The organism is Bordetella genomosp. 12 (assembly GCF_002261355.1).
GTDB lineage: Bacteria > Pseudomonadota > Gammaproteobacteria > Burkholderiales > Burkholderiaceae_B > Bordetella.
On sequence record NZ_NEVU01000002.1, the window covers coordinates 1,160,318 to 1,184,862 of the forward strand.

The following is a 24,545-nucleotide window of genomic DNA, read 5'->3' on the forward strand; positions in this document are numbered from 1 at the left end:
GAATACAAGGTTAGCAACCATGGTAGAACGCCGTCCCTGGCTCGACGCGCTGGCCCACGTCATCCTCCTCATGGGGGTGGCGCTGGTCGCCTTCCCGATTTATGTCACCTTCGTGGCCTCCACCCAGACCGCCCAGGAAGTTGCTTCCGCGCCGATGTCGCTGATACCGGGCAAGCACTTCGTCGACAACTATATGCAGGCCCTGTTTGCCGGCTCCGGCGGCGGCTCGTCGGGCGCGCCGGTCGCCCGCATGATGTATGTCAGCCTGATCATGGCGCTGGCCATTTCGCTGGGCAAGATCGCCATTTCCCTGCTGTCGGCTTTTGCCGTGGTGTATTTCCGCTTTCCCGGGCGCATGTTTTTCTTCTGGATGATTTTCGTCACCCTGATGCTGCCGGTCGAAGTGCGCATCGCGCCGACGTATAAAGTGGTGGCCGACCTTGGCTTGCTCAATAGTTACGCCGGCTTGACGCTGCCCTTGATTGCCTCGGCCACCGCGACTTTCCTGTTCAGGCAGTTCTTTCTCACCGTACCGGACGAGCTGATCGAAGCCGCCCGCATCGATGGCGCCGGCCCGGTCAGGTTCTTCTTCGACGTCCTGATGCCGCTGGCGCGCACCAGCATCGCCGCGCTGTTCGTAATCCAGTTCATCTATGGCTGGAACCAATACCTCTGGCCCTTGCTGATCACCACCCAGGAAGACATGTATCCCGTGGTCATCGGCATCAAGCGCATGATCAGCGGTGGCGACAGCGTCACCGAATGGAATATCACCATGGCAACCGCCCTGCTGGCCATGATCCCGCCCGCCCTGGTCGTGATCCTGATGCAGAAATGGTTCGTCAAGGGCCTGGTCGACACGGAAAAGTGACCGGCACCCGCCCTCCCGACAAGCTACCGCAGACGAATAACACGTATGGCTACTCTAAGTTTCCGCAACGTCAAGAAAACCTACGCCGGCAATGTGCCGGTGATCCATGGCATTGACATGGATATCAAGGATGGCGAGTTCATCGTCATCGTCGGCCCATCGGGCTGCGGCAAATCCACGCTCATGCGCATGGTGGCCGGCCTGGAGACCGTGACCAGCGGCGAAATCATCATCGATGGCAAACCAGTCAACGACCTCGAGCCGGCCGAACGTGATATCGCCATGGTGTTCCAGAACTATGCGCTCTACCCTCACATGAGCGTGTTCGAGAACATGGCCTACGGTCTGAAGATCCGCAAAGTGCCCAAGGCAGAGATTCAAAAGCGCGTCGAAGCGGCTGCGCAGATCCTGGAGTTGGGCAAGCTGCTGGATCGCCGTCCGCGCCAACTCTCGGGCGGCCAGCGCCAGCGGGTCGCGATGGGCCGGGCCATCGTGCGCGAACCCAAGGTCTTTCTCTTTGACGAGCCGCTTTCCAACCTGGATGCCAAGCTGCGCGTGGCGATGCGTCTGGAGATCCTCAAGCTTCACCGTCGCCTGAACACCACCAGCCTGTATGTCACGCACGATCAGGTCGAGGCCATGACGTTGGCGCACCGCATGGTCGTCATGTATCAGGGCGTGCCGGAACAGATCGGTACGCCGATGGAGGTGTTCGACAAACCCGCCTCGACCTTCGTGGCCGGCTTCATCGGTTCGCCGCCCATGAATCTGGTGGAGGTCGATGTCGCCGGCGATGGCACCATGCAGACGACCGAGGGTACGGCATTGCAGATTTCGCCGCTGCAGGTGCCGCCGGCGGTGCGCGGCCGTAAAGTCGTGATGGGTTTGCGGCCCGAGCACATGCTGCTCAACGCCCAGGGTATTCCGGTCGTGATCGAGATGATCGAGACGCTGGGCTCGGAGCAACTCGTACACGGGCGCAACGGCAAGAATATGGTGGTGGTGCGCTGCACGACCCGCCAACTGTCGGAATCGACGGTCAAGGTTGGCGACAGCATGAATATCGGCCCCGATGGCCGCCATGACCTACACTGGTTCGAGATCGACACCGGGCGCCGCGTTGCCGGCCTCTGAATCCGGAGACTATCCCCCAACAAAACTGCCCGCGATCAAGCGGGCAGTTTTGTTTTACGTCATGCTGACTTACTTGAAGGCGGACTTGCTGCCGTCCTTGTGCCAGGTGAAGACTTCGAACTCGAAGTTGTTCAGATCGCCCTGCTTGTTCCAGGCCGTCTTGCCAATAGGCGTTTCAAAGCTGTTGGCATGCATGTATTTGGCCACCTTGGCCGGATCCGTGCTGCCCGCGGCCTTGATGCCGTCGGCGATGGCTTGCGTGGCCGCGTAGGCCGTCAGTTGGAAGGCGCCGTTGGGATTGCGCTTCTTGTCCTGGAAGGCCTTCACTACCGCGGCATTAGCCGGGTTCTGCGCGAAGTCTGCCGGCAAGGTCAGCAACATCCCTTCTGCGGCATCGCCGGCGATGGCATTGATGTCGGGATTGCCCACACCCTCGGGCCCCATGAAACGGGCCTTGACGCCCTGCTCGGCGGCCTGGCGCAACAGCAGGCCCATCTCGGGGTGGTAGCCGCCGTAGTAGACGAAGTCCACGCCATTGCTCTTGAGCTTGGTAATGACGGCCGAGTAATCGCTGTCGCCCGCATTGATCCCCTCGAACACCGACACTTTGACGCCGGCTTTCTCGAGATCCTTCTTGACGGCGGTGGCGATGCCCTGCCCATAGGACTGCTTATCGTGCAGCACCGCGACATTGGTCGGCTTGATCTTTTGCTCGATGAACTTGGCGGCCGCCGGGCCTTGCTGGTCATCCCGCCCGATGGTGCGGAAAATGAACTCGTAATTCTTGCCGTCCGTCACCGCAGGGGCCGTTGCGGAGGGCGTGACCATCACCACGCCTTCGTTGTTGTAGATGTCGGTGGCGGCGATGGTCGCACCCGAGCAGACGTGACCCACGACAAAGCCGATCTTCTGATTGACGACGCGATTGGCCGCCACGGGCCCCTGCTTGGGTTCGCAGGCGTCATCGATCACCACGGCTTCGAGCTTCTTGCCATTGACCCCGCCGGCGGCGTTGATCTGTTCGATCGCCGTATCGACGCCCTCGCGGACCATGTCCCCATATTGCGTCACGGGGCCCGTCGTCGGACCGACCACCGCGATTTTGATGTTCTGCGCCTGGGCGCCGGACCAGGCCAGGCTCATTGCCACGCCCATTGCGGCCAGAATCGGTGTCAGGCGAAAGTGCTTATTCATGGGGTTACTCCTTCTTTGGCTTGTCTTCGTTGATCTACGCGCAGGGGCCAACCCGCGCCTTATGCAGGGCAAGCATAACCGAAGCCTTGCCGCCTTTGGCACTGTGGCCGGCGGGCCAGGCATATATCCCACGCGATATATGCAATGAAATAGATATTCGTTTGGGTTGGATAGCCCGGCAGGCAATATGGCGGACATGAGACTCCAACCGATCATCATTCCTGGGTGGAAAGACTCCGGGCCCGGGCACTGGCAGACGTTGTGGGCGGACAGCCTGCCCTATGCGCAGCGCCTGCGCCAACAAGACTGGCAGAATCCGCAACGGGCGCAATGGGTGGCCACCTTGTCGGCCTCGGTGGGCGAGGCAGCCTCACCGGTGCTCCTCATCGCCCACAGTCTGGGCTGCCTGGTCGCCGCTTCGCTGCCGGTGGCGCTGCGCACACGTGTGGCCGGCGCCTTGCTGGTGGCGCCAGCCGATGTCGAGCAATCCGGTACGCCGGCCTGCCTGCAGGATTTCTCGCCCATCCCCCGGCAGCCCTTGCCCTTCCAGAGTGTCGTGGTCGCCAGCGACAACGACCCTTATTGCTCGCTGGCACGCGCACGCAGCTTTGCGCTGGACTGGGGCAGCCGCTTTGTCGTGTTGCCCGATGCCGGGCATATCAATGCAGACAGCGGCCTGGGCGACTGGCCACACGGCTTGAAACTGTTGGGCGCCTTGCGCCGACGGGCGGCTTGGCGCGTCTCACCGCCGATGCAGCGCATCTCGCCCGTGCCGCCGCTGGCCAGCGGCTCACGGGCCGGCTGAGGCTTACAGGCGCAGATCCGACGCTTCGGCCGTCAGCACATACTTCAGATCACACAGCACATGGTCGGGCTTGCCCAGCTTGCGGATGGCTGCGGCCCCCATGTCCACGAACTGCTGGTGCGACACCGCCAGGATGATGGCGTCGTAGCTGCCCTCGGCAGGCTGGGCCACCGGCGTGATGCCATACTCGTGGCGGGCTTCTTCGGCATCGACCCAGGGATCGTAGACATCGACATCGACGCTGTACTCGCCCAGCTCCTTGATGATGTCGACCACGCGGGTGTTGCGCAGATCGGGGCAGTTTTCCTTGAAGGTCAGGCCCATCACCAGCACGCGCGCGCCCTGCATGTGCAGGCGTTTCTTGGTCATGCACTTGACCAGCTGCGACACGACATAGCCGCCCATGGCGTCGTTCAGGCGCCGGCCAGCCAGAATGATCTCGGGGTGGTAGCCGATGGACTGCGCTTTGTGCGTCAGGTAGTAGGGATCCACGCCGATGCAGTGCCCGCCCACCAGGCCCGGACGGAAAGGCAGGAAGTTCCACTTCGTGCCGGCGGCTTGCAGCACGGCCTCGGTGTCGATACCCATCTTGTTGAAGATCAGGGCCAGCTCGTTGATGAGCGCGATGTTGACGTCGCGCTGGGTGTTCTCGATCACCTTGGCGGCCTCGGCCACGCGGATGCTCGAGGCCTTGTGGGTGCCGGCGACGATGATCTCTTTGTAGAGCTGGTCCACCAGCTCGGCGACCTCGTCGGTCGAGCCCGAGGTCACCTTCTTGATGGTCGAGACGCGGTGCGTCCTGTCGCCCGGATTGATGCGCTCGGGGCTGTAGCCGGCAAAAAAATCCTCGTTGAACTTCAGGCCCGACACGCGCTCGAGCACCGGCACGCAGTCTTCTTCGGTGGCGCCCGGATAAACGGTCGATTCGTAGATGACGATGTCGCCGCGCTTGAGCACCGCGCCGATGGTTTCGCTGGCCTTGATGAGCGGTGTGAGGTCCGGCTGCCTGTACGCGTCGATCGGCGTGGGCACCGTCACGATAAAGACATTGGCGCGGCCCAGTTGTTCGAGTTCGGTGGTATAGCGCAGCTGGCTGGCCTGGGTCAGTTCCTTGCTGTCGACTTCCCGCGTATGGTCGTGGCCCCGGCGCAGCGCATCAACGCGGCGCGCGTTGATGTCAAACCCGATGACCGAGCGCTTCTTGCCGAACTCCACCGCCAGCGGCAGGCCGACATAGCCCAGTCCGACGACGGCGATCTGCAGATCGGAAAGCGTGGGAAGCAAGCTCATGAATACCTCTACTTAAAAAATCAATTCGCGCCGACACGCTGGCCGACGATCAGGACTTGCACAATGGGAGTGATGATCTTCTCCCATTCGTACATGGGCGCGTTGCTGACATAGATGACGTCTTCGGGCCGCAGCTCAAACTGTTTGGCCAGAAACATCGATTCCGGGTTGCGCATATTCAGGCGGAACACCGTCGGGCGGGTTTGTCCCGCGGCGTCCAGACCGTCCAGACGAAAAACGAAGACCCCCGTGGCGTCGGCGGCCCGGTCATTCAGGCCGCCCGCCACGCCCAAGGCATCGAGCAGGTTGCTGCGTTTGGACGGCAGTTCATGCAAGCCGGGTTTGGTGATGGCTCCCATGGCGACAAAGCGCTTGAGGTTGGGCTCGACCACCACCTCCGAACGCGGGTCCAGGGCGACATTGCGGCCATTGAGCAATTGTTGATATGGCACGCGCGTCATGCGCGTCCCGTTGCGAATGATCACGTCCACCTGATAGGGCGGCAAGGTGGTGCCGCCCGCTTGCGCCACGGCGTCCAAAGCCGTCAGCGGACTTTTGTTGCCGCCAAAACGACCCGGTTGCGGCACGGCACCTGTCACCAGCACGGAGTTGGAACGGTCATCGGCCAGGTCCACCATGACCTGCGGCTGCACGGCGGCCGTATTGCGCAATGCGTTCTTGATCATCTGCTCGATCGCGCCGAGCGTTTTATTGCGTACCCGCAGATGTCCGGCGTAAGGCAGCGAGATCATGCCGTCGGCATCGATCCGCACGGCGTCGAACACCGTGCCCCCGGCGTTGAGCGGCGCGAACAGCCCGCCCTCCATGCTGTCAGCCACCATAATGCGCAGGACATCGCCGGCGCGCACGCGCATATTGCCGGCGTAGCCGTCCGAGGTGTTGCCCTCGACCTCCTCGACGCGCCTGAGCACGTACGGCGCTATCGTGGTGGCACTCAAGTCCACGACATCGTAGGCGCCAGGGGTGGCCGCGCCCTGCGCTGATCCGGCGTCCATGATGGCGCCGCGCGTCGGGCCGGAGCCGGCCAGAATACTGCAACCGGACAGGCCCATCAGTATCACCAAGGGCAGAAAGCGAAGCACGGGAAGGAAGGGTTTTCTCATGAGGGATCTCAGGACTCCGAATGGGTGGGGCTCTTGCGAGAGCCAATCCGGGCAGCGGCGTGCAGCTGCTGGTGCAGGTGCTCGGCCAGCACCGCCTCAAACGCCGGGCAATAGTGATTGAGGTCTTCGCCGTCACGGTCCAGCACCTGCTCGCGGGTCATGTCCCGGGCGCAATCGAGGGGATCGATGACATGCACGCCAGGCAGCGCCGCGGCCGCGGCCTTCACGCGCGCGACGTGCTGGCTGCGCGACACCATGAGGCGTCCGTCCGGGCGCGGCAGGTCCACATGTGTGACGGCAACGACCGGTTTACCTATGAGCCGGGCGGCATACTGCAGGTCGTCGCGCACGGCCTGTTCACTATCCAGCGCGCAACGCGCCCGCCGCAGCACCCGCTCGCCGGAGGCCAGCAGCGCCGGTTCGGCCAGCTGCCGGTACTCCCCCATCGCGCGCGCATAATCGTCGGGGTGAACCGATCCGCTGCGGATCAGGCCGCGCCACCATTGCATGCCGGGCTCGCCCAGTTCACGCACCAGGTGACGCACAACCAGATTCTTCTGCAGGAATACCCCGTCGACCTCCACGCTGCGCTCGGCCGCGGCTTCGATCACCACGACGTCGGCCTGCGCCAGTTCGCGGCGATGCGTCTCCTCCAGGCGCGGCAGGACCGATCGCGCAAAGAGAAAGGGCAGCAACTGCCGGTCCAGCCCCTGGCCCTCGGAAAGCCAACGCAATCGCTGGCGCGCTTCGCGCGTGCTGTGGATATAGCCCGGGATACCAGCTGTACACAGCAGCGCCCGCCCCTGCTCCTGAAGCAGGCGGATGGGCCGATGTACCCGGCAACTGCCAAGGACGAACAGTTTGAGTGGCTCTCTCATGTCGAACGTTCAGGGCCCTTGGTAGCACCGCACGGTGGCGGCGATCATTTGCGATAAGGAAAAGCGCGCCCGTGCCCATTGGCGTGCTTTGTCTGCGATCGCGGCATCCTCTTGCCGCATCTCATACAAGCGGGTCAAGGCGGCGCTGACTTCCTCGGCCGTCACGCCTTCGGCAGGCAGGGTCAGGCCCGTGACGCCTTCCTGCACGGCCTCGCCCGCGCCGCCGGCCAAGGTGGTCACCACCGGCACCCCCGAGAACTGCGCTTCGATCAAGACATTGGGTAGCCCCTCGAAGCGCGATAGCAGCAAAAACGCATCGAACTGCCCCAGCCAGTAGCCCACACGCCGGGACAGACCGGTGAACAGGATGCGGTCGGCCATGCCCAGACGTTCGGCAAACTCTTTGACCGGTTCGAGCAAGGGTCCTGCGCCGACCATGACGAAACGGGCGCGTGGATGAGTGCGGGCGAAATGCTGCGCCGCTTCCACCCACAAGAACGGCCGCTTGTTTTCGTCGACACGCATGACGGTGCCGATGGTGAAATCCTGCTCAGGGGTTTTATCCGCAAAAGCGGACATCATGTTCTCGGCGGCCTCATCGCTGACGGCTTTCAACGGGGCCAGGCCGTTGTAGACCACGGGAATCCGGCGCGCATCCAACTGCAGCCACTCGGCGTAGCGACGCGCGGCGAAACCGGAGTTGGAACTCAACACCACGCCCCGCATCTTCAACAGCTCCGAGTAAATGATGTCGTACTCGACGCGGTAACGATCGGGACGGTCCACCGGCGGCATGGTGCGCACCGACAGCACGATGCGCGGCACGCCCGCCAGCAACGCCGCCAAAGCGGTGGCGAAGATAGAACCGTCTTGCCAGATGTGGACAATGCGCGGTGCGCCCGAGCGCATCACATCGGTCAATTTACTGGTGCCTTCGATGATCTGCTTGGGCAGAAATCGCAGGTACTCACGATACGGTGCCAGCAGCGAAGCAAACTCCGAGCCTCCCCAGGCGTGCATGTCCGCATACACCGCCACCGGGATGCTGTGCTCGCGCAAGGTGGCAGCGAAGAAGTCCGCACCCTCGCGGCTGCGCAAGGAACGGCAGACGACCTGAATCGGTCCCAACACGTCATGGCCGGCGATGGTTCGCCCCTCCTGCAGGGCAGTCTGCAAGGCGACCGCCGTATTGACGAACTGCCGCTCTGCGCCGCCCGCGCCCAGGGAGCCATTGATCATCAACACCTTCCCGACGAAGCTGTCCGGTTCGGCATCCAGCTCCTCGTTACGGCGCCGCCCGATCTCTTGAAACAGCCGTTGCAGCACCAGTACGCTGACCGGCACATTGCTCTGCGACCAGGACACCCCGAGGGCTGTCAACGCCGCCAGGTCTGCCTCCAGATCGGCAAGGCGGCGGGTCAACTTACGTCCGCGCTCGCCCAGCCGTTTGAGTCCGAGCTGCAAGATTTCCCGGCCGCGCCAGAGGACGCCGCGCCGGTTCTGCGACTGCGCCCACACGACATAGCCGTCCTCGAACTCCGGATGCGTGTCCACCAATCGAGCGAAGGCTGCGTCGGCCAACTGCGGCTGGCCGATCTCATCCCAGCTTTTGGCTTCCAGCAGAATGTCGCGCGCGGCCGTGCTGCCGCCGGCGAAGAACTGTTCGATTTCCTCCCGCGCGGCTTCGACACCCAGTTGCCGCTTGACGCCGCGCAGCGTCAGGATGAAGGCGTCCGCCGAGTCGGGAAAGCGCATCTGAATCCCACGCCATACCGCCAGGCTGTCATCGGGGCGATGCGCGGCCTCCAGGCTGCGTGCCACCAACACCTGAAAGAGCTCCGTATCCGGGTAGCGGCGCACGTACTCGAGCAAACGCGGCACCGCATTGAGTGCGTCATTGGCCGCGACATGCCGCTGCATGACCGCCCGGGCCTCCTCCTCGACTTCGCGGCCCGGAGCCTCCTCCTGCACGGCCCCCACGAGCACCTCGTCCAATTGCACCGAGAAAGCGGGCGGCGCAAAGGCGGCGGCGCTGCCGCTTCGCTGCGGCGCCTGCTCCTGCCTGCGCAAACGAGATAGGAAAGAAAACATGGTTGAAGTCGTCTCCGGGTGGATGCGCGTCAGGCGTGATCGCGTATGGCGTACACCACCAGAACGACCACGATCCAGAGAATCAGAAAGCCCAGCAAGCCCAACGCCGTATCGACCCAGCGGCGCGGGTATTGCGATTCGTCGGCCAAGGTGGGTTGCGAGGCGATAACGGTGTAGAGCACTTGCCGCGCCGCAAGACTGCGGGCGTCTTCCAGCCCTTTGAGCGCGCCGGTGTAATAGACCTCGGCGAACTGACGTTCGGTTTCCGCCGACTCGTACTCGCGCAATACGGTGGACAGGCTATCGGCCTTGTCCGCCCCGCGCCCGACACTGATCTGCTGGTCATTGAGCTCGCGCAACTGGCCCTGCAATGCCCGCAGGCGGGCCTGCGCGCGCTCCAGCCCAGGGCCGCCGCGCACGCCGCCTGCGCGCAAGGTGGCAACTTCGGCCGCCGTGGCGGCGATATCGCCGCGCACCTTGGCGGCCAACTGCAGATTGGCTTCGGCCTCCTTGACGGGGTCGAGTACGCCAGTGCGCGCACGCAAGTCCTGCACCTTCAGCCGCGCGGCCGATAGCCGCTGCTCTGCGCCCTCGACTTCCAGATGGGCGAAGCGAACGCTGTCCTCCCGCGCCTTCTTGGACATCTGGTTGACCAGCGTCTCGCTGGCCTGCAGAATCGCCTGCGACAGCCGCAAGGAGTCTTGCGGCGTGAAGGCCCTGACGCGCAGAATGATGGCCCCGGTCGACATATCGAACTGGATGTCGACCATACGGTTCCAGTGACGCCACAAAGACTCTTCAGACGCATCGCCCGATACGCGGTACCAGAAGTCGATCGCCGGCTTGGACCACATCTCGCGCAGGTTGAGTGTCTTGTCCAGCTCGCGCACGATCTGCCGCGACTTCACATAGTCAACGACCGCAAAGGAATCCACGAACAGCTCGGCCGTCATTTCGGCGCCACCCAGCGTCGCGTGCCCCTCGCGACTGGCCGCGGAGGCCTGCGTCACGGACCCCGCCCGCAGGCCAAAGCGGGCCTCCGACACGTACTGGTCCGCGGCAATCAGCAGCAGATACAACGCCAGCAACAGGCCAGGCAAAACAATCAGCAGCACGGCTGAATGCCGCAGCCAGCGCGACGGACGCCGCGGGGCGGTTCCGGGCAAGGCTGGACCGCGATAAGGTGTCTCCGAAGTCGTCATAAAGGCACAGGCTCTCATCTAAAAAATCACGTTTCGCTGTTGGCGGCTTGCGGGTCGGGGTCTTCTACCCGGCCGACGGCCTGGGTGAAGCGTTCGCTCACTGCCGTGAGCTCACCAAACCCTTGCAGACGGCCATCTCTCAATATCAATCCGTGGGTACAAAAGCGCCGCACGGTGGTCGTGGAACTGGAGGTCATCAGAATGGTCGCGCCGCGAGATCGCTCGGCGAACACCTCCAGGCACTTGCGCTTGAAGTCCATATCCCCGACCGCGAGCATTTCATCGACCACATAGACGTCACAGGCCAGCGCCATGGAGACCCCGTAAGAAAGCCGGGCCCGCATACTGTTGGCATAGGTCGACACAGGCAGGTCGTAGGCCCTTCCCAGTTCGGAGAACTCCTGCACGAAGCGCTCGACTTCGGCAACGTCACAGCCATAGACGCGGGCGATGAAACGCACGTTGTCGCGTCCGGTCATGGAGGAGCTGATGGCGCCGGCGAAACCCAAGGGATAGGACACGCGCGCACGCCGCCGTACGACTCCGCTGTCGGGCAACTCCATGGCGCTGATCATGCGCAGCAGCGTGGACTTGCCGCTGCCATTGGCCCCGAGAATGGCGACGTTCTGCCCGGCCACGAAGTCGAATCGCACCCGGTCGAGGACCGTCTTCACACCTTTCTTGGACCGGAAGGCTTTGCTGACGTCGTACAGGGAAATCAGGACGGAGGCGTCTGTCATGGCAGGGGCTCAGCGCGTATGCAGGCGGCGCCGCATGGCCCGCTCCAGGCACAGCCCGAGCACGGTCACGGCAATCGACCACTCAATCAGATAGGAGCGATCCAGGGTCAGCGAGCTGAAATTGGCGAAATAACCCTCTCGGAACCACTCGATGGCATGGACCATGGGGTTGTAGACCAGGACGGCACGTGCCTTTTCCGGCAGCGCGTCGACCAGATAGAACACTCCCGACAGGAGATAGAGCGGGCGGGTCACCGCGCTGTAGAGGTGCTCCCATGACTTGAACATCATGTTCAGCACGGCATTGATCAAGCCCACGCCGAAACCGAGCAGGAACGTGAAGCAGGCAGCCAGTGCGCAAGTCTCCACATTCTCCGGCAGGATCAATTGGCCGCCGAGCAGGGTAAGAAAGAGCAGGATGCCGAAGACGGCGATCCACGTCAGCGCCTGGAGCAGCGCTTTGGCGAAGATCACGTCCATGTTGGTGATCGCCGGCAGCCGCAGCAACTGCGTGTTCGAGGTGATGGCCCGCGACAGGCGCGATGAGGTGTGGCTGAACAGAAAGAACGGCATGATGCCGGTGATGAAGAACATCTGCAGGTTGCCCAGGGGCGCCTGCCTGCCCCAAACCACGTAGATCGTCGACAGCACGGCCACGTGCATGATGGGCTCGATCAAGGCCCACAGATAGCCCAACCGGGTGCCACCAAAGCGCACCCGCGTCTCTCGGTAGACCAGTGCCGCAACGACTCTGGCTTGCGTGGCAAGCAACTGCGCGCTCAATGCGCCGACCCTGCGTGAATGTCCATTTCCTCTCCGATCCGGGCGCCTGGACGCCAATTGATGCCAAGGCCGCCTGGCCGTGGTGCTGGAAACGGGAGGGATGATACGGGCCAGAAACTCGCGCCGATATTTCAACACTTATCAAATAAAACCAAGTGCGAATATTTTCCGGCTTGAAAATGGATGATTTGGCTGTTTTCTATAATTTTATTATCAGCCAGACGATCTTCCGGCTGCCACCCTGGGGAGCAGCCCGTGGATGAAGCGTCAATTTTCAAGTATCCATAGCCGAGCCGGATAAATGATCGGAACCATTCTGTTAAATATTTGCCAGAAACGCGCACATAAAACCGTCAATTTGTTGCAGAACTGGGAGGTGATGCATCGCTACCCCAACGATGCAACGCGGTTGAATCGCGTGGGTCTGTTCGATATCGCGCGGTGCAGCAATCGGCGCGGGCGCGATCAGGCCCTGGCCCGAGCCCGCGCAGCATTGGAATGGAGCGGCTCAGATCCGGGGCTGCGGCCCGAAGACTTCCTGGGGAAAGTGTCCGACTACGAGCGCCAGCAGTATGCCCTTGCCCTCGGAAGGCTGGACCCCGCCCGTGCGCATGCCTGGCTCAGGCGTTCGGAGAGCGCGCTGGCCTTGGGCTTGGCGCTGGCCGCCGGCGACGCCCAGGCCGCACAGTGGCACGCATCGGCACTGGCGCCCTCACGGCGAGATGATCTTAAAAAAGCGAATAATTTGCATGCAGTTGTTGCTGCGCAGCATTGCTTTTCCGGACTGCATGGTCAAGCGCGAAAACATTTAACTTATCTCCTCACAAACGCCGGCTTTGGCCTTGCCGAGAATAATCTTCCTCTAAGGATGGACGATTTCATTCCCGCTGATTCCCCATCTTCGGCCGCGCAGATCCAGGATGCGGGTTTGGTCAGTGTAATAATCTGTGCGCACAATGCGGCGGCTTTCATAGATAAAGCCATATTATCCATTGCGCGGCAAAGCTATCGAAATATTGAAATCGTAGCGATTGATGACGGATCGGAAGATAACACTTACGCACATATATGCTCCGCCGCTGAAATTAATCCGCGTATAACTGCGCTGCGGATAGAAAACCGCGGAACATATGCCGCGAGAAATTTCGCGCTGAGCCAGGCAAGCGGCCGATTCATTACGTTTCTCGACGCCGACGACGTCATGCTGCCCCGACGCATCGAGCAGCAGGTCGAGCCGTTGCAATACGCCGGGATCGTGGCCAGTACCAGCCGCCTGCTGCGGCTCACCGGCCAGGGCCGGATCGTTTCTCCGCGCATCTATCCGCTGATCCGCCACAACCCCGCGTCGCTGATGATGCGCCGCGAGGTCCTTGAACGCCTCGGTCCCTACGAGGAAGTGCGTTTCGGAGCAGACGACGAGTATGAACACCGTATACGACTTCATTGCGGCCCCACCAGCGTGCGACGCGACGCCCAGGTGCAGACCATTGCCCTGCACCACCCCGACTCCCTGACGCAGTCCGCCGCAACCGGCCTGGACTCAGCGGCAGGCCGGCAGGCTCGCATCCGCTACCGCGAAGCGTGGACCAGACGCCATATGGAACAGGGCCTGTCCGCCAAGCCCCCACTCTCTTTTGAGTAAAGGTCATGACCGCCAGCAACGTAATTCGTCCTTTCAGCTTTGGCCGACCGACGGCCGCAACCCATGAAGCAGAGCAGATTCTCGCGCGTCTCGAGCAAGAGCATGCCGCCCGCGTCCAGGCCGAGAAAGATCTGGCCAACGCCCGCGCCCTGCTGCGTGAAACCACTCAGCAACTGGCAAAGCAGCGCCTGACGCTGACCTGGAAGTTCGGCGAAGCCGTCATCCGGGCTCGCAATGTGGCCGACTACTTGCTCCTGCCCTATACCCTGCTGAGGCTGTCGCACGCGCATCGCCGCGAACATCGGCACAATCCGGTTGCGCGCAAACCGGGCGCCGCCGTTCTGCCCGCCGAGACGGCGAGCGCCATCAAGGACGCGTTGGACTACGTCAAACGCGTGCGCAGCCCGGAGGTGCTGCTGTGGTGCGCTCGCCAAAACTGGCCGACCGAAGTCCGCAGCAAGGTCTATTGCGAGATTGCGCGGTGGGCGCGCACGAGCTATCCCGACATCGCCGAGCAAGTCGCCCAACAGTTGCTGGAAATCGATCCGGGCGCGCCACACAGCCGTCAACTGGCATTCAGCCTGTTCGACGCGGGGCTGGTCACGATCGCGTCGCGCCTGCTCAAGGCCGCCAGCGCCAGCGGCGTGCGCCTCAACACTGCGGAGTCCCAGCGGTATGAGCGTATCGCTGCCGCACATGCTGTTCTGAACGCCACGGATACCGGCCCAGGTCCAGCAGGACACCGCTATGACTTTTCCGGTAGCGGCCCGGTTGTGATACTGGCCACGCACAGCCTGCTGCAGCGGCGCGGCGCCAACGAGAATGCCCTGCACCGTTATGCCACCAGCCTGGCTGCACGTGTCGGTGAAGTGCAAGTGATCAGCCTCGAAACCAGCGAGGAGGATCCCGCCGAAGCCGAACGGGCCGGCGCTTCGAGCTTGCGTGTGGACGGCGTCATCTATCAGGCCGTGACGCCGGAGCAGGCGCGACAGGCACGCCTTCGACCCGCCGCCTTCGCCGACGCAGTGCTCGCCCATACGGTGGAGCGGCGCCCACGCGCGGTTCTGGCTTGGGACGACGCACGTTGCGGCCTCGGCGCCCATGCCGCCGCCACGAGCCTGCGCGTGCCCTACGGTTTCATCGTGCAAGGACTGAATTTCTTTCAGAAGACTGCTGCCAATCATCGGCTCTCCGAGCGCGCCATGGCCGATTTACGCTTGCTCAAGCGCGCGCTGCGCCAGGCCGACATGCTGGCATTGGGCACCCCCGCGCTGGCCGCGGCCTTGCACCCCCTGATGCCCTCCGAGCCCGCCGTCAGCCTGTTGCCGCCTCTGCCTCTGCCCGCGGCCAACCTGCGCACCCCGAACAGCGACGCGGCGCTTGCGGGCACGCTCGCGCGCCTGCGCGACCGCAAGGTAATCGTTTGGAGCGAAGACGAGCCGCCGGCCATGTTGGCCCGCGTGGTGATAGACCTCTATGCGGAACTGGCCTTGCACGACGCGAACGCCGTCCTGCTGGTGCTATCCGATGGGCGTGCCGCCGCCGCCATGCGCCAGCACGCCGTGGCAATCGGCCTATCCGAGGACCAGGTCATCTTCGCGCCGGCCATCACCGATGCCGTGTCGCGCGAACAGCTGTTGCGGCAAGCGCATCTCGCACTCTTTCCCTACTGGCCCACCCGGGCCGAGCAGGCGGCCATGCCGGGCGTGGCCGCCTTGCTCGAAGCCATGGCGCTGGGCCTTTGCCCTGCGGTCGGGCCGAATCCCGCCTATACCGACATCGTCAGCCACGGCGAGAACGGCATCCACCTCGATCTGGCCGACGCCGCCGCCGACGGCGCGCAGAACCTGCACGAGCTGCTCGGCGACGCCGCCCGGCTGGCGCAGTATGGCCGCAAGGCCCGCGAATCCGTTCAACGTCACCTGCCCTGGCAGGCTTATGAAGACGCCATTACCGCCATGCTGATGCAGGCGGCCACTCCCGATCCCGCCAACCCGGCGCAACGCGCCGAACCGCAGTTCGCTGGCGTGCGCGCACGCTGAGATCCCATGCAGATGCAACAAAGACTCAAGCCCGACGCGCGCACGTCCATGCGCCAGGCCGCGCAGCCATTGCACTGTCGTTACGTAAGCACACCCCCTGCATAAGGCTTGAAGCCAGGCCTGCGCTATCTTCAAACCGCTGTTGAACAAGACGGAGTCTCTCACCGTGAATATCACTACGATCGGATCCTGCCGTGTGGCCGGGCCCATGGCCAAAGTCCAGGCCCGCCGCAATTTCGTGCTCGATAACCGCCTTTTGTATGGCTACACGCACAACACGAAAGAGGCCATACAGGCCATTCGCTACATGCGCGGCGACCTGAGCATTCCGGCGAGTCTTTGGCCCTTCATCTCCGGCCAAAGCCATCGCGAGGGCAACCCCAAACTGGGGCAAGGCAGCATTCCCGCCGAAGACCGGCACGTGGTCGAGATCAGCTCCATCAAGGTTCTGGAGCTCGACGGCTATCAATTGCAGCTGGTGCGCTTCAAAGAGGCCTTGGCCTTCTGCCCCGATCTGCGCAAAATATTCTTTGAGCATGGGTCGGCCGAGGCACGGGCTGAGCGTCTGCGACAGTTGCAGGCCAGCCCCACCTATGCGCGGGTGCCCGAATCCGTGCAGCATGTCCTGGCCCAAACCGTGCTGCGCACGCAAACGGCGGCCGAGATCGAAGGCGACCTCAAGCAGATTGCCCTGTTGCTGGGGCCCGCCTTTGTGCTTGTCACCCATTGCAATGCCATGAACGCCCACGGCGAGCTCATCGCCGACCGCGCCAAGATGGTGGATCGCGTCTCGCGCGCCTGCGCTCGCGCTGGCATCACGCTGGTCGACCCGGGCTCTTTGCTGGCGGCCTATGGCCAGGAGCGCGGCATGCCCGATGACGGACGCGACACCGCGCATTACACGCCTGCCTTTGCGCGTCTGGTAGGTAAAGAAATCTGCGACAAACTGCTAGGCGTGCAGGAAACCGCCGCTTTGCCGGAGGGCGAGGCGGCGCTGGATTGGAAACAAAGCCTGGAGCGCGCCAAGGCCTGCGGCCAGACCCAGGCCTGGGATCTTGCCCTGCTCTATGCCAACCGCGCGATCGAACTCAAGCCCAACGTTTCGGCCGCCTACGTACTGCGCGCCCGGGCCATGACGGCGCTGAGCCAGAATGATGAGATTCTCGACGCCTGGGGCGCTGCCTTGGCCATCGATGCCAATCGCAATGCCTATATTCTGCGCCAGGCCGCCGAGTGCGCCTTGGGCCAGGGGCAGATTGACATGGCGCGCGAATGGGCTCAGGAATCCCTGCAACGCGAGAGCAGCGAGAAAACGGCGCTCTTGCTGGGCCGCATCCTTGCTCGGCTCGGTCACAACCAGGATGCCGAACAGGCCTTTCGCGTCAGCGCGCAGGCCGCGCCGGAACGGTCCTTGCGTCATGCCTTGCGTAGCAGCACGCCGCTCGAGGAAGGCGCCAGCATGGTCAGCGCCTTGGCCGCCACCCACGCCGTGGATGGCGCCAGCTTGCAAGGCGCGCGCGAGCAGGTGCTCAAAAGAGCCCGCCGCGAAGTGCGGCACGCGGGACGCGCAGGCGCTCTGCTGCCCAGCCTCGGCGCCTTCTATGCGCTGCAGACCCTGGCCGGCGAGCATAAGAGCGAGCTCGACGACGACATCAATCAAGCCTATCGGCGCATGCTCAAAGCCTATGAGGCCAACGCGGAGTATCGCAACAGCGAGATGGCCATCCAGTTGCTGGCGGATCTAGCCGCGCTGGATGCCGTCGACGTCCGCTATGTCCAGCGGGCTGCCAAACAATTGCAAAGCGATGGCCATGCCGACGCAGCAATCGCCTGCTGGCATCGTCTGGCCGGCGCCACACTGCCGGCGGAGTCGGACAGCGTGCTGCTGGCAGCGGCCCGCCTGGTGCAGCTCGGCGCGCATGCCGATGCCGTCGCGGTGTATCGCAGGCTGGCCCAAAGCGGCGTGCTGCAACCCGAACAAACCAAAGCCATGATCGAGAAAAGCTTGCGGGCCCTGGCGCGCGCCATGCGCCGCCATCTCACGGAGGGCAATCTGAGAATGGCCGAGCAGGAGGTGCGCGCCATTCGCGCCATCGACCCGGCCTATGCCGGCCTGCCGTCGCTGCAACGCACGCTGTCCGATGCGCACAAGCGCGAGTTCCAGGATCAGCGGCAGCAGTCCAAAGACCAGGGTGAGGTGATCGCCAGTGCCAGGCGTGTCATCGAGAGCAATCCCATGGACCGCGAGGCCAACGTGGAACTGGTGATGCAGAGCCTGCGTACCGGCAACCTCAACGAAGGCCGCCGGCTGCTGGAGCGCTTCATGGAAAACGCCCCGGCTTGATGCATAAGGCCGGTCAGCCCGCCTGCGGGCGGGTTGACCGGCCGTTGCCCTGCCCTGCGCACAGGGCGGCAGGTGCGGCGAAGGCCGCTACACCGGCGTAATTGCCGTACAGCTCATTGCAGCAGGCTGCGCAGCATCCACGCGTTTTTCTCGTGGACGTCCAGGCGCTGGGTGAGCAGATCGGCGGTAGGCTGATCGTTGGCGGCATCGGCTTTCTCGAAGGCCGCGCGGGCGGTCTTGGCGACGGCCTCATTGCCCTTGACCAACATGCGGATCATCTCGAGCGCTTCGGGCACATTGCTCGGCTCTTCGATGGACGTGAGCTGGCCATACTCGCGATACGTGCCGGGCGCGTAATGACCCAACGCACGGATGCGTTCGGCGATGGCGTCGAGCGCACCCCACTCTTCCGTGTACTGCGTCATGAACATATTGTGCAGGGTGTTGAACAACGGCCCGGTCACGTTCCAGTGGAAGTTGTGCGTCATCAGGTACAGCGAGTACGAATCAGCCAGCAGCTTGGCCAGCTCGCCTGCGACAGCCGCCCGATCCTTGTCGGAGATACCGATATTGATGCGCGGTGCGGCAGTGCTGTTCTTGGTCGATTTTGCCATGTAGTGCTCCTTCTCTAAAGGCGACGGAAACACATCAAGAATACCACCGAGAGACACCCCGTCGCATCGGCGCAGGCCTGGGGTCTTGCGGCGGCGGCCGCACGCCGGATCCCCGTACGGCCACCGGCGCTCGGCTCGCCGCGCGGCTTGCCTCAACCCGAGCGCGGCATGGCGAAGGACATCCCCGCGGACTGGGCCGCCCAACGCTGCATCACGCTCTTTTGCCGCGTGTAGAAGCGCACGCCTTCTTCGCCGTAGACATGCAGATCGCCAAATAGCGATTGCTTCCAGCCGCCAAATCCTTGCCAGGCCGCCGGCACGGGAATCGGCACATTGACGCCGACCATACCGACCTCGATGCCTTGCACGAACTCGCGCGCCGCCGTGCCGCTGTCGGTGTACAGACTCACCCCGTTGGCAAACTCGTGGCGGTTGATCAGCGCGATGGCCTCCTCCAACGTATCCACGTGCACGCAGGCGAGCACCGGGCCGAAGATCTCCTCGCGATAGATGCGCATGTCCGGCTGGACGTGGTCAAACACCGTCGGGCCCAACCAATAGCCCTGCTCGCAACCGGCTCCGCAGGCGGACGGGTCGATCTGCCGCCCATCGAGCAGCAGGCTGGCGCCTTCCTGCACGCCGGCGTCGATATACGCGGCGATGCGAGCGCGCGCCGCCGCGCTGATAATGGCGCCCATTTCGGCGTCTTCCTGCATGCCGCGGCGAACCTTGAGTTCGCGCGTCTTGCTCAAAATGTGCGGCATGACGGCCTGACCGGCGCCCGCCACGAACACGGCCACGGAGATCGCCATGCAGCGCTCGCCAGCACTGCCGAACGCCGCGCCCACCAGTGCATCGGCCGCTGCCTGCGCATCGGCGTCCGGCATCACCGCCAGATGGTTCTTGGCGCCGCCCAATGCCTGCACGCGCTTGCCTTCGCGGGCGCTGCGCTCGTAGATCTGGCGGGCCACCGCCGTCGAACCCACGAAGGAAATGGCCTTCACGTCCGGGTGGTCAATCAGGGCATTGACCGCCTCGACGCCGCCCTGCACGACACTGGCCACCCCGGCGGGCAGGCCGGCCTGAGCCAGCATCTGCGCCAGGGCAATGGAGGGGCTGGCGTCCAAGGGGCTGGGCTTGAGCACGAAGGCATTGCCGGTGGCCAAAGCGACCGGCATCATCCATAGCGGCACCATGACCGGAAAGTTGAACGGCGTGATCCCCGCGACCACGCCCAGAGGCTCGCGCTGCACCCAGTTGTCAATATTGCCGCCCACATTGATGGACATGGCGCTTTTCATCAGTTGCGGTGCGCCGCAGGCGAACTCGACCACTTCAATACCGCGCATGACCTCGCCACGCGCATCGGAGATCACCTTGCCGTGTTCACGCGAAATCAGGCGTGCGAGCTCCTCCTTGTTCTGGTCCAGAATGGCCAGGAAGCGATTCAGCACCCGGGCCCGATGCAAGGGGCTTTTTGCTGCCCAGGCCGGCTGCGCCGCGCGCGCCGCGGCCACGGCCGACGCGACGGTCTGCACGCCGCCCATATCCACTTGCGCCACGACTTCGCCGGTGGCGGGATCGTGAATGGCTTGTGTGCCCAGTTCGGGGCCGCCCGCGGCCTGCCCCGCGATCCAATGACCCAGATGTCCGTGCTGTTGGTCCATGTTTTGCTCCGGTAACGAGAAAACGCCAGTCTAGAAAACCCCGGGCCGCGCAGTAATCCCTTATATTTGAATAGACTGTTTACATGGATCAACAATCATGAGCACGCCCGTGTTTGACCGGCTGGCCGACCTGAAGATGCTCGCCGTCCTGGCCGACACCCGGAGTTTTACGGCGGCCGCCCAACGCCTGGGCGTATCCAAGTCCCTGATCAGCCTGCGCATGAAAGCACTGGAGCAGGAGCTCGGCGTGAGCCTGCTGCTGCGCACCACGCGCTCCGTGCGTACGACGGAAGCCGGCGCCCTGCTGGCCGAGCGCGCCCGCCCGGCCCTGGAGATGCTGGAAGACAGCTTGGGCGAAGTCCGCAATCTGACGCGCGCGCCTCGCGGCCGATTGCGCCTGACCGCCCCCGTGGCCCTGGGCCGGCAGCACCTTGGCCCCGTGCTGCGCGAGCTCGGCCAGCAGTACCCCGATATCGCTCTGGAAGTCTATCTATCGGATCGCTTCGTCAATCTGCGCCAGGAAGGCTTTGACTTCGCGCTGCGGCATGCCGATCAGGTCTCGGATGCCTATGTCAGCAAGCGCCTGTGCGCCACCGGCGCACAGCTGGTCACCAGCGCGGATTACCTGGAACGGAATGGCCACCCCGCCCATCCGAGCGAACTGGCCCGGCATCGCTGTTTGCTCTACCGGGGGGACGAACGCAATCCGCAATGGTCTTTCGCGCCGCGCCAGGGGCGCGGCGCGGCGGTGCACGTCAAACCCGTGGATTGCCTGAGCATCAACAATAGCGAGCTGCTGCGCGAGTGCGCGGCAAACAGCCTGGGCATCGCCATGGTGCCAGACTTCAGTTTGAGTCCGCGCGCCGGCCTGGTTGCCGTGTTGCCGCAGTGGGAGTGCTACGCCGGCTTTGGCCGTGCGCTCTATCTGCTCAAGCCGTTTTCCGCCACGCCCACCGAAGCGCATCGGGTGGTCGAAAAAGCCCTGGCCAGCCATTTCCGGCCAGGTTTTTCGCCATGACCCCAGGGCTCAGGCCGCTTCGTCCTGTGAGCGGGCGGTCTCGTCGTTGAGCATCGTCACGCCCGGCAGGCCGCAGGCATACACGGCCTGGGCCAGGGCCTCGACCGCGCTCATGCGCGGAAAACTGCGCCGCCAGGCCAGCACCACGCGGCGCGTCGGGGCCTGGCCCTCGAACGGGACATAGGTAAGCAAACTCTTGCCGGAGGGTTGCTCCGGCACGGCCGTCACCGGCAGGACGGTCACGCCGATCCCCGCGGCGACCATATGCCGGATGGTTTCCAGCGAAGAGCCCTCGAAGGTGCGTTGAATGCCATCGCTCGTTGCAGAAAAACGCGATAGCTCCGGACAGACTTCCAGGACCTGATCCCGGAAACAGTGCCCACTACCCAGCAGCAACATGGTCTGTTGCTTCAGATCCTGAGCATCGATGGACTTGCGCGATGCCCATTCATGGTCGTGGGGCACCGCTACCAGAAAAGGTTCGTCGTACAGCGGTTGGGTGACCAGACCGGCCTCAGGCAAGGGCAAGGCCATGATGGCGCAATCGATCTCGCCCTGACGCAGCAACTCGACCAGCCGCACGGTGAAGTTTTCTTGCAGCAACAGGGGCATTTGCGGCGTGCGGGCTATCTGCTCCGGCACCAGGCGCGGCAAGAGATAGGGGCCGATAGTGTGGATCACGCCGACACGCAGCGGCCCGGCCAACGGGTCGTGACCCTGGCGAGCGATTTCCTTGATGCTGGCGCTTTCTTCGAGCACCTTCTGCGCCTGGGCGACGATGCGCTGGCCGATGGGTGTCACACCCACCTCCGCGCCACCGCGCTCGAACAACGTGACGCCCAACTCGTCTTCCAGCTTGCGTATCGCAACGGACAGCGTCGGCTGGCTGACGAAACAGGCCTCGGCGGCGCGGCCGAAGTGACGCTCACGCGCCACTGCCACGATGTATTTCAGTTCAGTCAGGGTCATCGTGCCCGCTCCTGGAAAAAAGACCGCCTGTGGCGATCCACGCAATGATGAGAATTCATGTTCTCAGAAAATCCTCTCGTCCGCGCATCCAACGCGCAAGATGCGCCTGAACGGCTTGGGGATCATGCTGGCGCAACCATACCGCGGTATCGCGTGCCGCTTCGGCCAGCGCGATATCACGATCGATATCGGCAAAGCGCAGCAGCGCCATACCGGACTGCCGCGTACCGAGAAATTCACCTGGCCCGCGCAGTTCAAGGTCCCGCCGGGCAATTTCAAACCCGTCGCTGGTCTCGAACATGGCGCGCAAGCGCTCGCGCGCGACCTGTGACAAGGGCGTTTGGTACAGCAGCACACAGACCGATTCCGCTTCCCCCCGGCCGACGCGCCCGCGCAACTGATGCAGTTGCGCCAGCCCGAAGCGCTCGGCATGCTCGATCACCATGAGGGAGGCATTGGGGACGTCCACCCCGACCTCGATCACGGTGGTGGCCACCAGCAAGTCCACCTCGCCGGCTCTGAAAGCCTGCATCACCGCCGCCTTTTCGGCCTGCGGCAGCCGCCCATGCACCAGCCCGACCCGCAGGTCCGGCAATTCGACACACATGGCCTCGTAGGTATCGACCGCCGTCTGCAATTGCAGCGCTTCGCTCTCCTCGACCAGCGGACAGACCCAGTAGGCCTGCCGTCCCGAGCGCGCGGCTTGCGCGATGTGCGCAATCAGCTCATCGCGCCGCGCCTCGGACAGCAATTTGGTCAGAACCGGGGTCCGCCCGGGCGGCAACTCGTCGATGACGGACACGTCCAGATCCGCAAAGAAAGTCATGGCCAGAGTACGGGGAATGGGCGTGGCGCTCATGCTCAACTGATGCGGCACGACCAGGCCCGCGGCCTCCTCGCCTTTTCGGCTCAGCGCCAGGCGCTGCCCGACACCAAAACGATGCTGCTCGTCGACGATGGACAAGCCCAGACGGGGGAAATCGACGCCATCCTGAATCAGCGCCTGGGTACCCACCACCAGTTGCACTTGACCGGCTTGCACGGCCGCGGCAGCCTGGCGGCGCGCCTTGGGCGTGAGACTGCCGCTCATCCAGGCGACCGACACCCCGAGCGGCTCGAGCCAGCCGACCAGTTTGCGGAAATGCTGCTCGGCCAGGATTTCGGTCGGGGCCATGAGCGCCACCTGAAATCCATTGGCGATGGCCTGGGCCGCCGCCAACGCCGCCACCACGGTCTTGCCACTGCCCACATCGCCCTGCAACAGGCGATGCATGGGATAGGGGCGCGCCAGATCGGCGGCGATTTCAGCCACGACGCGCTGTTGCGCGCCGGTCAGCGTAAACGGCAAGGCGGCATACAGGCGCGCCACCAGACCGTCCTTCGCCTCATCGGCCGGCATGGTCGGGGCGCGCTTGTCCCGCCGCGCTGCCCGCGCCGCCGCCAAAGACAATTGTTGCGCCAACAACTCGTCGAACTTGATGCGCTGCCAAGCCGGATGGGTCCGCTCGGTGAGGTCAGCGTCGGGCACACCCGGCGGCGGGGCATGCAGCAGGCGAACCGCCGCATCAAACGGCATCAGGTCATAGCGCTCACGCACGGGCGGCGGCAACGTGTCGTGCAGGCCCACCTGGGCCAAGGCCTGCGTGACCGCGCGCCGCAAGACCGGTTGGGGCAAGCCGTCGGTGCTGGGATACACGGGCGTGAGGGCATCCGGCAGCGCGCCGTCGGCATTGCTCATGCGCGGGTGCACCATCTCGCGCCCGAACAGCCCGCCGCGCACCTCGCCACGCGCGCGCAACCGGCGCCCGGCCGTCAATTGTTTCTGCTGGCTGGGGTAGAAGTTCAGCCAGCGCAACTGCAGTTCGCCACTGTCGTCGGCGATGACGGCCGTCAGTTGGCGGCGCGGCCGGTACAAGACTTCCGAGCGCAGGATCTCACCTTCGACCTGGGCCGAATATCCCGGGCGCACCGAGCCGATCGGCGTCACGCGCGTTTCGTCCTCGTAGCGCAACGGCAGATGCAGCACGAAATCTTCGGGCTCGACCAGACCGAGATTGCGCAGGCGGCGCTCGGTGTCCGAACGCGCCGTCGATGCGCGGCCGGCGGCTTTGGCTTGAGCGGGCATGGGGCCGCGCCA

General features: G+C 64.0%; 19 protein-coding genes. 7 read left to right on the forward strand and 12 right to left on the reverse strand.

All coding sequences use genetic code 11. From position 1 onward, the window contains the following. Positions 1-19: 19 nt before the first annotated feature. Both ugpE and CAL22_RS10900 read left to right on the forward strand, forming a co-directional pair. Positions 20-871: a sn-glycerol-3-phosphate ABC transporter permease UgpE gene (gene ugpE, locus CAL22_RS10895; protein WP_094813020.1), complete on the forward strand. Its 852-nt coding sequence runs from the start codon at positions 20-22 to the stop codon at positions 869-871. 45 nt (positions 872-916) lie between these two features. After that, positions 917-2,005 (forward strand): sn-glycerol-3-phosphate import ATP-binding protein UgpC, encoded by a 1,089-nt coding sequence (locus tag CAL22_RS10900; RefSeq protein WP_094813022.1) that lies wholly within the window; start codon positions 917-919, stop codon positions 2,003-2,005. Positions 2,006-2,074: 69 nt separating this feature from the next. On the opposite strand, the gene CAL22_RS10905 is transcribed toward CAL22_RS10900, so the two are convergent. Then, on the reverse strand, positions 2,075-3,199 hold the full coding sequence (locus tag CAL22_RS10905; protein WP_094813025.1) for a branched-chain amino acid ABC transporter substrate-binding protein: 1,125 nt from the start codon (positions 3,197-3,199) through the stop codon (positions 2,075-2,077). A gap of 196 nt (positions 3,200-3,395) precedes the next feature. Between CAL22_RS10905 and CAL22_RS10910 the strand changes: the two genes are divergently transcribed. Then, positions 3,396-4,004, forward strand: a complete 609-nt coding sequence (locus CAL22_RS10910; RefSeq protein WP_094813609.1) for an RBBP9/YdeN family alpha/beta hydrolase — start codon at positions 3,396-3,398, stop codon at positions 4,002-4,004. 3 nt (positions 4,005-4,007) lie between these two features. Here CAL22_RS10910 and tviB read toward each other — a convergent pair whose 3' ends face one another. The 7 genes from tviB to CAL22_RS10945 form a co-directional block, all read right to left on the reverse strand. Beyond that, complete coding sequence (gene tviB / locus CAL22_RS10915; protein WP_094813027.1) at positions 4,008-5,294, reverse strand: Vi polysaccharide biosynthesis UDP-N-acetylglucosamine C-6 dehydrogenase TviB; 1,287 nt, start codon at positions 5,292-5,294, stop codon at positions 4,008-4,010. Positions 5,295-5,314: 20 nt separating this feature from the next. Further along, positions 5,315-6,418: a polysaccharide biosynthesis/export family protein gene (locus CAL22_RS10920; RefSeq protein WP_094813029.1), complete on the reverse strand. Its 1,104-nt coding sequence runs from the start codon at positions 6,416-6,418 to the stop codon at positions 5,315-5,317. An 8-nt stretch (positions 6,419-6,426) separates the two neighbouring features. Continuing rightward, positions 6,427-7,296, reverse strand: coding sequence for a capsular biosynthesis protein (locus CAL22_RS10925; protein ID WP_094813031.1), 870 nt, complete (start codon positions 7,294-7,296; stop codon positions 6,427-6,429). Positions 7,297-7,305: 9 nt separating this feature from the next. Next, complete coding sequence (locus CAL22_RS10930) at positions 7,306-9,387, reverse strand: glycosyltransferase (protein ID WP_094813033.1); 2,082 nt, start codon at positions 9,385-9,387, stop codon at positions 7,306-7,308. A 29-nt stretch (positions 9,388-9,416) separates the two neighbouring features. After that, entirely contained in the window at positions 9,417-10,502 is a 1,086-nt protein-coding gene (locus CAL22_RS10935) for a capsule biosynthesis protein (RefSeq protein WP_244193836.1), read from the reverse strand. A gap of 113 nt (positions 10,503-10,615) precedes the next feature. Further along, a complete protein-coding gene (locus CAL22_RS10940) occupies positions 10,616-11,329 on the reverse strand; it encodes an ABC transporter ATP-binding protein (RefSeq protein WP_094813037.1) in 714 nt (237 codons plus the stop codon). Between the two features lie 9 nt (positions 11,330-11,338). After that, positions 11,339-12,112 (reverse strand): ABC transporter permease, encoded by a 774-nt coding sequence (locus tag CAL22_RS10945; RefSeq protein WP_094813039.1) that lies wholly within the window; start codon positions 12,110-12,112, stop codon positions 11,339-11,341. 301 nt (positions 12,113-12,413) lie between these two features. On the opposite strand from CAL22_RS10945, the gene CAL22_RS21305 reads away from it, so the two are divergent. From CAL22_RS21305 to CAL22_RS10960, 3 genes are all read left to right on the forward strand, one after another. Next, positions 12,414-13,754 (forward strand): glycosyltransferase family 2 protein, encoded by a 1,341-nt coding sequence (locus CAL22_RS21305; protein WP_244193837.1) that lies wholly within the window; start codon positions 12,414-12,416, stop codon positions 13,752-13,754. A gap of 5 nt (positions 13,755-13,759) precedes the next feature. Further along, a complete protein-coding gene (locus tag CAL22_RS10955) occupies positions 13,760-15,796 on the forward strand; it encodes a glycosyltransferase (RefSeq protein WP_094813042.1) in 2,037 nt (678 codons plus the stop codon). A gap of 166 nt (positions 15,797-15,962) precedes the next feature. Next, positions 15,963-18,140, forward strand: coding sequence for a capsular biosynthesis protein (locus CAL22_RS10960; RefSeq protein ID WP_094813611.1), 2,178 nt, complete (start codon positions 15,963-15,965; stop codon positions 18,138-18,140). A gap of 113 nt (positions 18,141-18,253) precedes the next feature. On the opposite strand, the gene CAL22_RS10965 is transcribed toward CAL22_RS10960, so the two are convergent. After that, complete coding sequence (locus CAL22_RS10965; protein WP_094813044.1) at positions 18,254-18,754, reverse strand: Dps family protein; 501 nt, start codon at positions 18,752-18,754, stop codon at positions 18,254-18,256. Positions 18,755-18,906: 152 nt separating this feature from the next. Next, positions 18,907-20,421, reverse strand: a complete 1,515-nt coding sequence (locus CAL22_RS10970; RefSeq protein WP_094813046.1) for a CoA-acylating methylmalonate-semialdehyde dehydrogenase — start codon at positions 20,419-20,421, stop codon at positions 18,907-18,909. 136 nt (positions 20,422-20,557) lie between these two features. On the opposite strand from CAL22_RS10970, the gene CAL22_RS10975 reads away from it, so the two are divergent. Next, a complete protein-coding gene (locus tag CAL22_RS10975; RefSeq protein ID WP_094813613.1) occupies positions 20,558-21,439 on the forward strand; it encodes a LysR family transcriptional regulator in 882 nt (293 codons plus the stop codon). Positions 21,440-21,448: 9 nt separating this feature from the next. On the opposite strand, the gene CAL22_RS10980 is transcribed toward CAL22_RS10975, so the two are convergent. Together CAL22_RS10980 and recG are read right to left on the reverse strand one after the other, a co-directional pair. Then, positions 21,449-22,408 carry a LysR substrate-binding domain-containing protein gene (locus CAL22_RS10980; RefSeq protein WP_094813048.1) on the reverse strand — a complete coding sequence of 320 codons (960 nt, stop codon included), beginning with the start codon at positions 22,406-22,408 and terminating at the stop codon, positions 21,449-21,451. Between the two features lie 55 nt (positions 22,409-22,463). Next, positions 22,464-24,533 carry an ATP-dependent DNA helicase RecG gene (gene recG / locus CAL22_RS10985; protein ID WP_094813050.1) on the reverse strand — a complete coding sequence of 690 codons (2,070 nt, stop codon included), beginning with the start codon at positions 24,531-24,533 and terminating at the stop codon, positions 22,464-22,466. Positions 24,534-24,545 lie beyond the last annotated feature (12 nt).

Coding starts and splice junctions, on each gene's coding strand:
- ugpE (WP_094813020.1), top strand. CDS start 20: ATGGTAGAACGCCGTCCCTGGCTCGACGCGCTGGCCCACGTCATCCTC.
- CAL22_RS10900 (WP_094813022.1), top strand. CDS start 917: ATGGCTACTCTAAGTTTCCGCAACGTCAAGAAAACCTACGCCGGCAAT.
- CAL22_RS10905 (WP_094813025.1), bottom strand. CDS start 3,199: ATGAATAAGCACTTTCGCCTGACACCGATTCTGGCCGCAATGGGCGTG.
- CAL22_RS10910 (WP_094813609.1), top strand. CDS start 3,396: ATGAGACTCCAACCGATCATCATTCCTGGGTGGAAAGACTCCGGGCCC.
- tviB (WP_094813027.1), bottom strand. CDS start 5,294: ATGAGCTTGCTTCCCACGCTTTCCGATCTGCAGATCGCCGTCGTCGGA.
- CAL22_RS10920 (WP_094813029.1), bottom strand. CDS start 6,418: ATGAGAAAACCCTTCCTTCCCGTGCTTCGCTTTCTGCCCTTGGTGATA.
- CAL22_RS10925 (WP_094813031.1), bottom strand. CDS start 7,296: ATGAGAGAGCCACTCAAACTGTTCGTCCTTGGCAGTTGCCGGGTACAT.
- CAL22_RS10930 (WP_094813033.1), bottom strand. CDS start 9,387: ATGTTTTCTTTCCTATCTCGTTTGCGCAGGCAGGAGCAGGCGCCGCAG.
- CAL22_RS10940 (WP_094813037.1), bottom strand. CDS start 11,329: ATGACAGACGCCTCCGTCCTGATTTCCCTGTACGACGTCAGCAAAGCC.
- CAL22_RS21305 (WP_244193837.1), top strand. CDS start 12,414: ATGATCGGAACCATTCTGTTAAATATTTGCCAGAAACGCGCACATAAA.
- CAL22_RS10955 (WP_094813042.1), top strand. CDS start 13,760: ATGACCGCCAGCAACGTAATTCGTCCTTTCAGCTTTGGCCGACCGACG.
- CAL22_RS10965 (WP_094813044.1), bottom strand. CDS start 18,754: ATGGCAAAATCGACCAAGAACAGCACTGCCGCACCGCGCATCAATATC.
- CAL22_RS10970 (WP_094813046.1), bottom strand. CDS start 20,421: ATGGACCAACAGCACGGACATCTGGGTCATTGGATCGCGGGGCAGGCC.
- CAL22_RS10975 (WP_094813613.1), top strand. CDS start 20,558: ATGCTCGCCGTCCTGGCCGACACCCGGAGTTTTACGGCGGCCGCCCAA.
- CAL22_RS10980 (WP_094813048.1), bottom strand. CDS start 22,408: ATGACCCTGACTGAACTGAAATACATCGTGGCAGTGGCGCGTGAGCGT.
- recG (WP_094813050.1), bottom strand. CDS start 24,533: ATGCCCGCTCAAGCCAAAGCCGCCGGCCGCGCATCGACGGCGCGTTCG.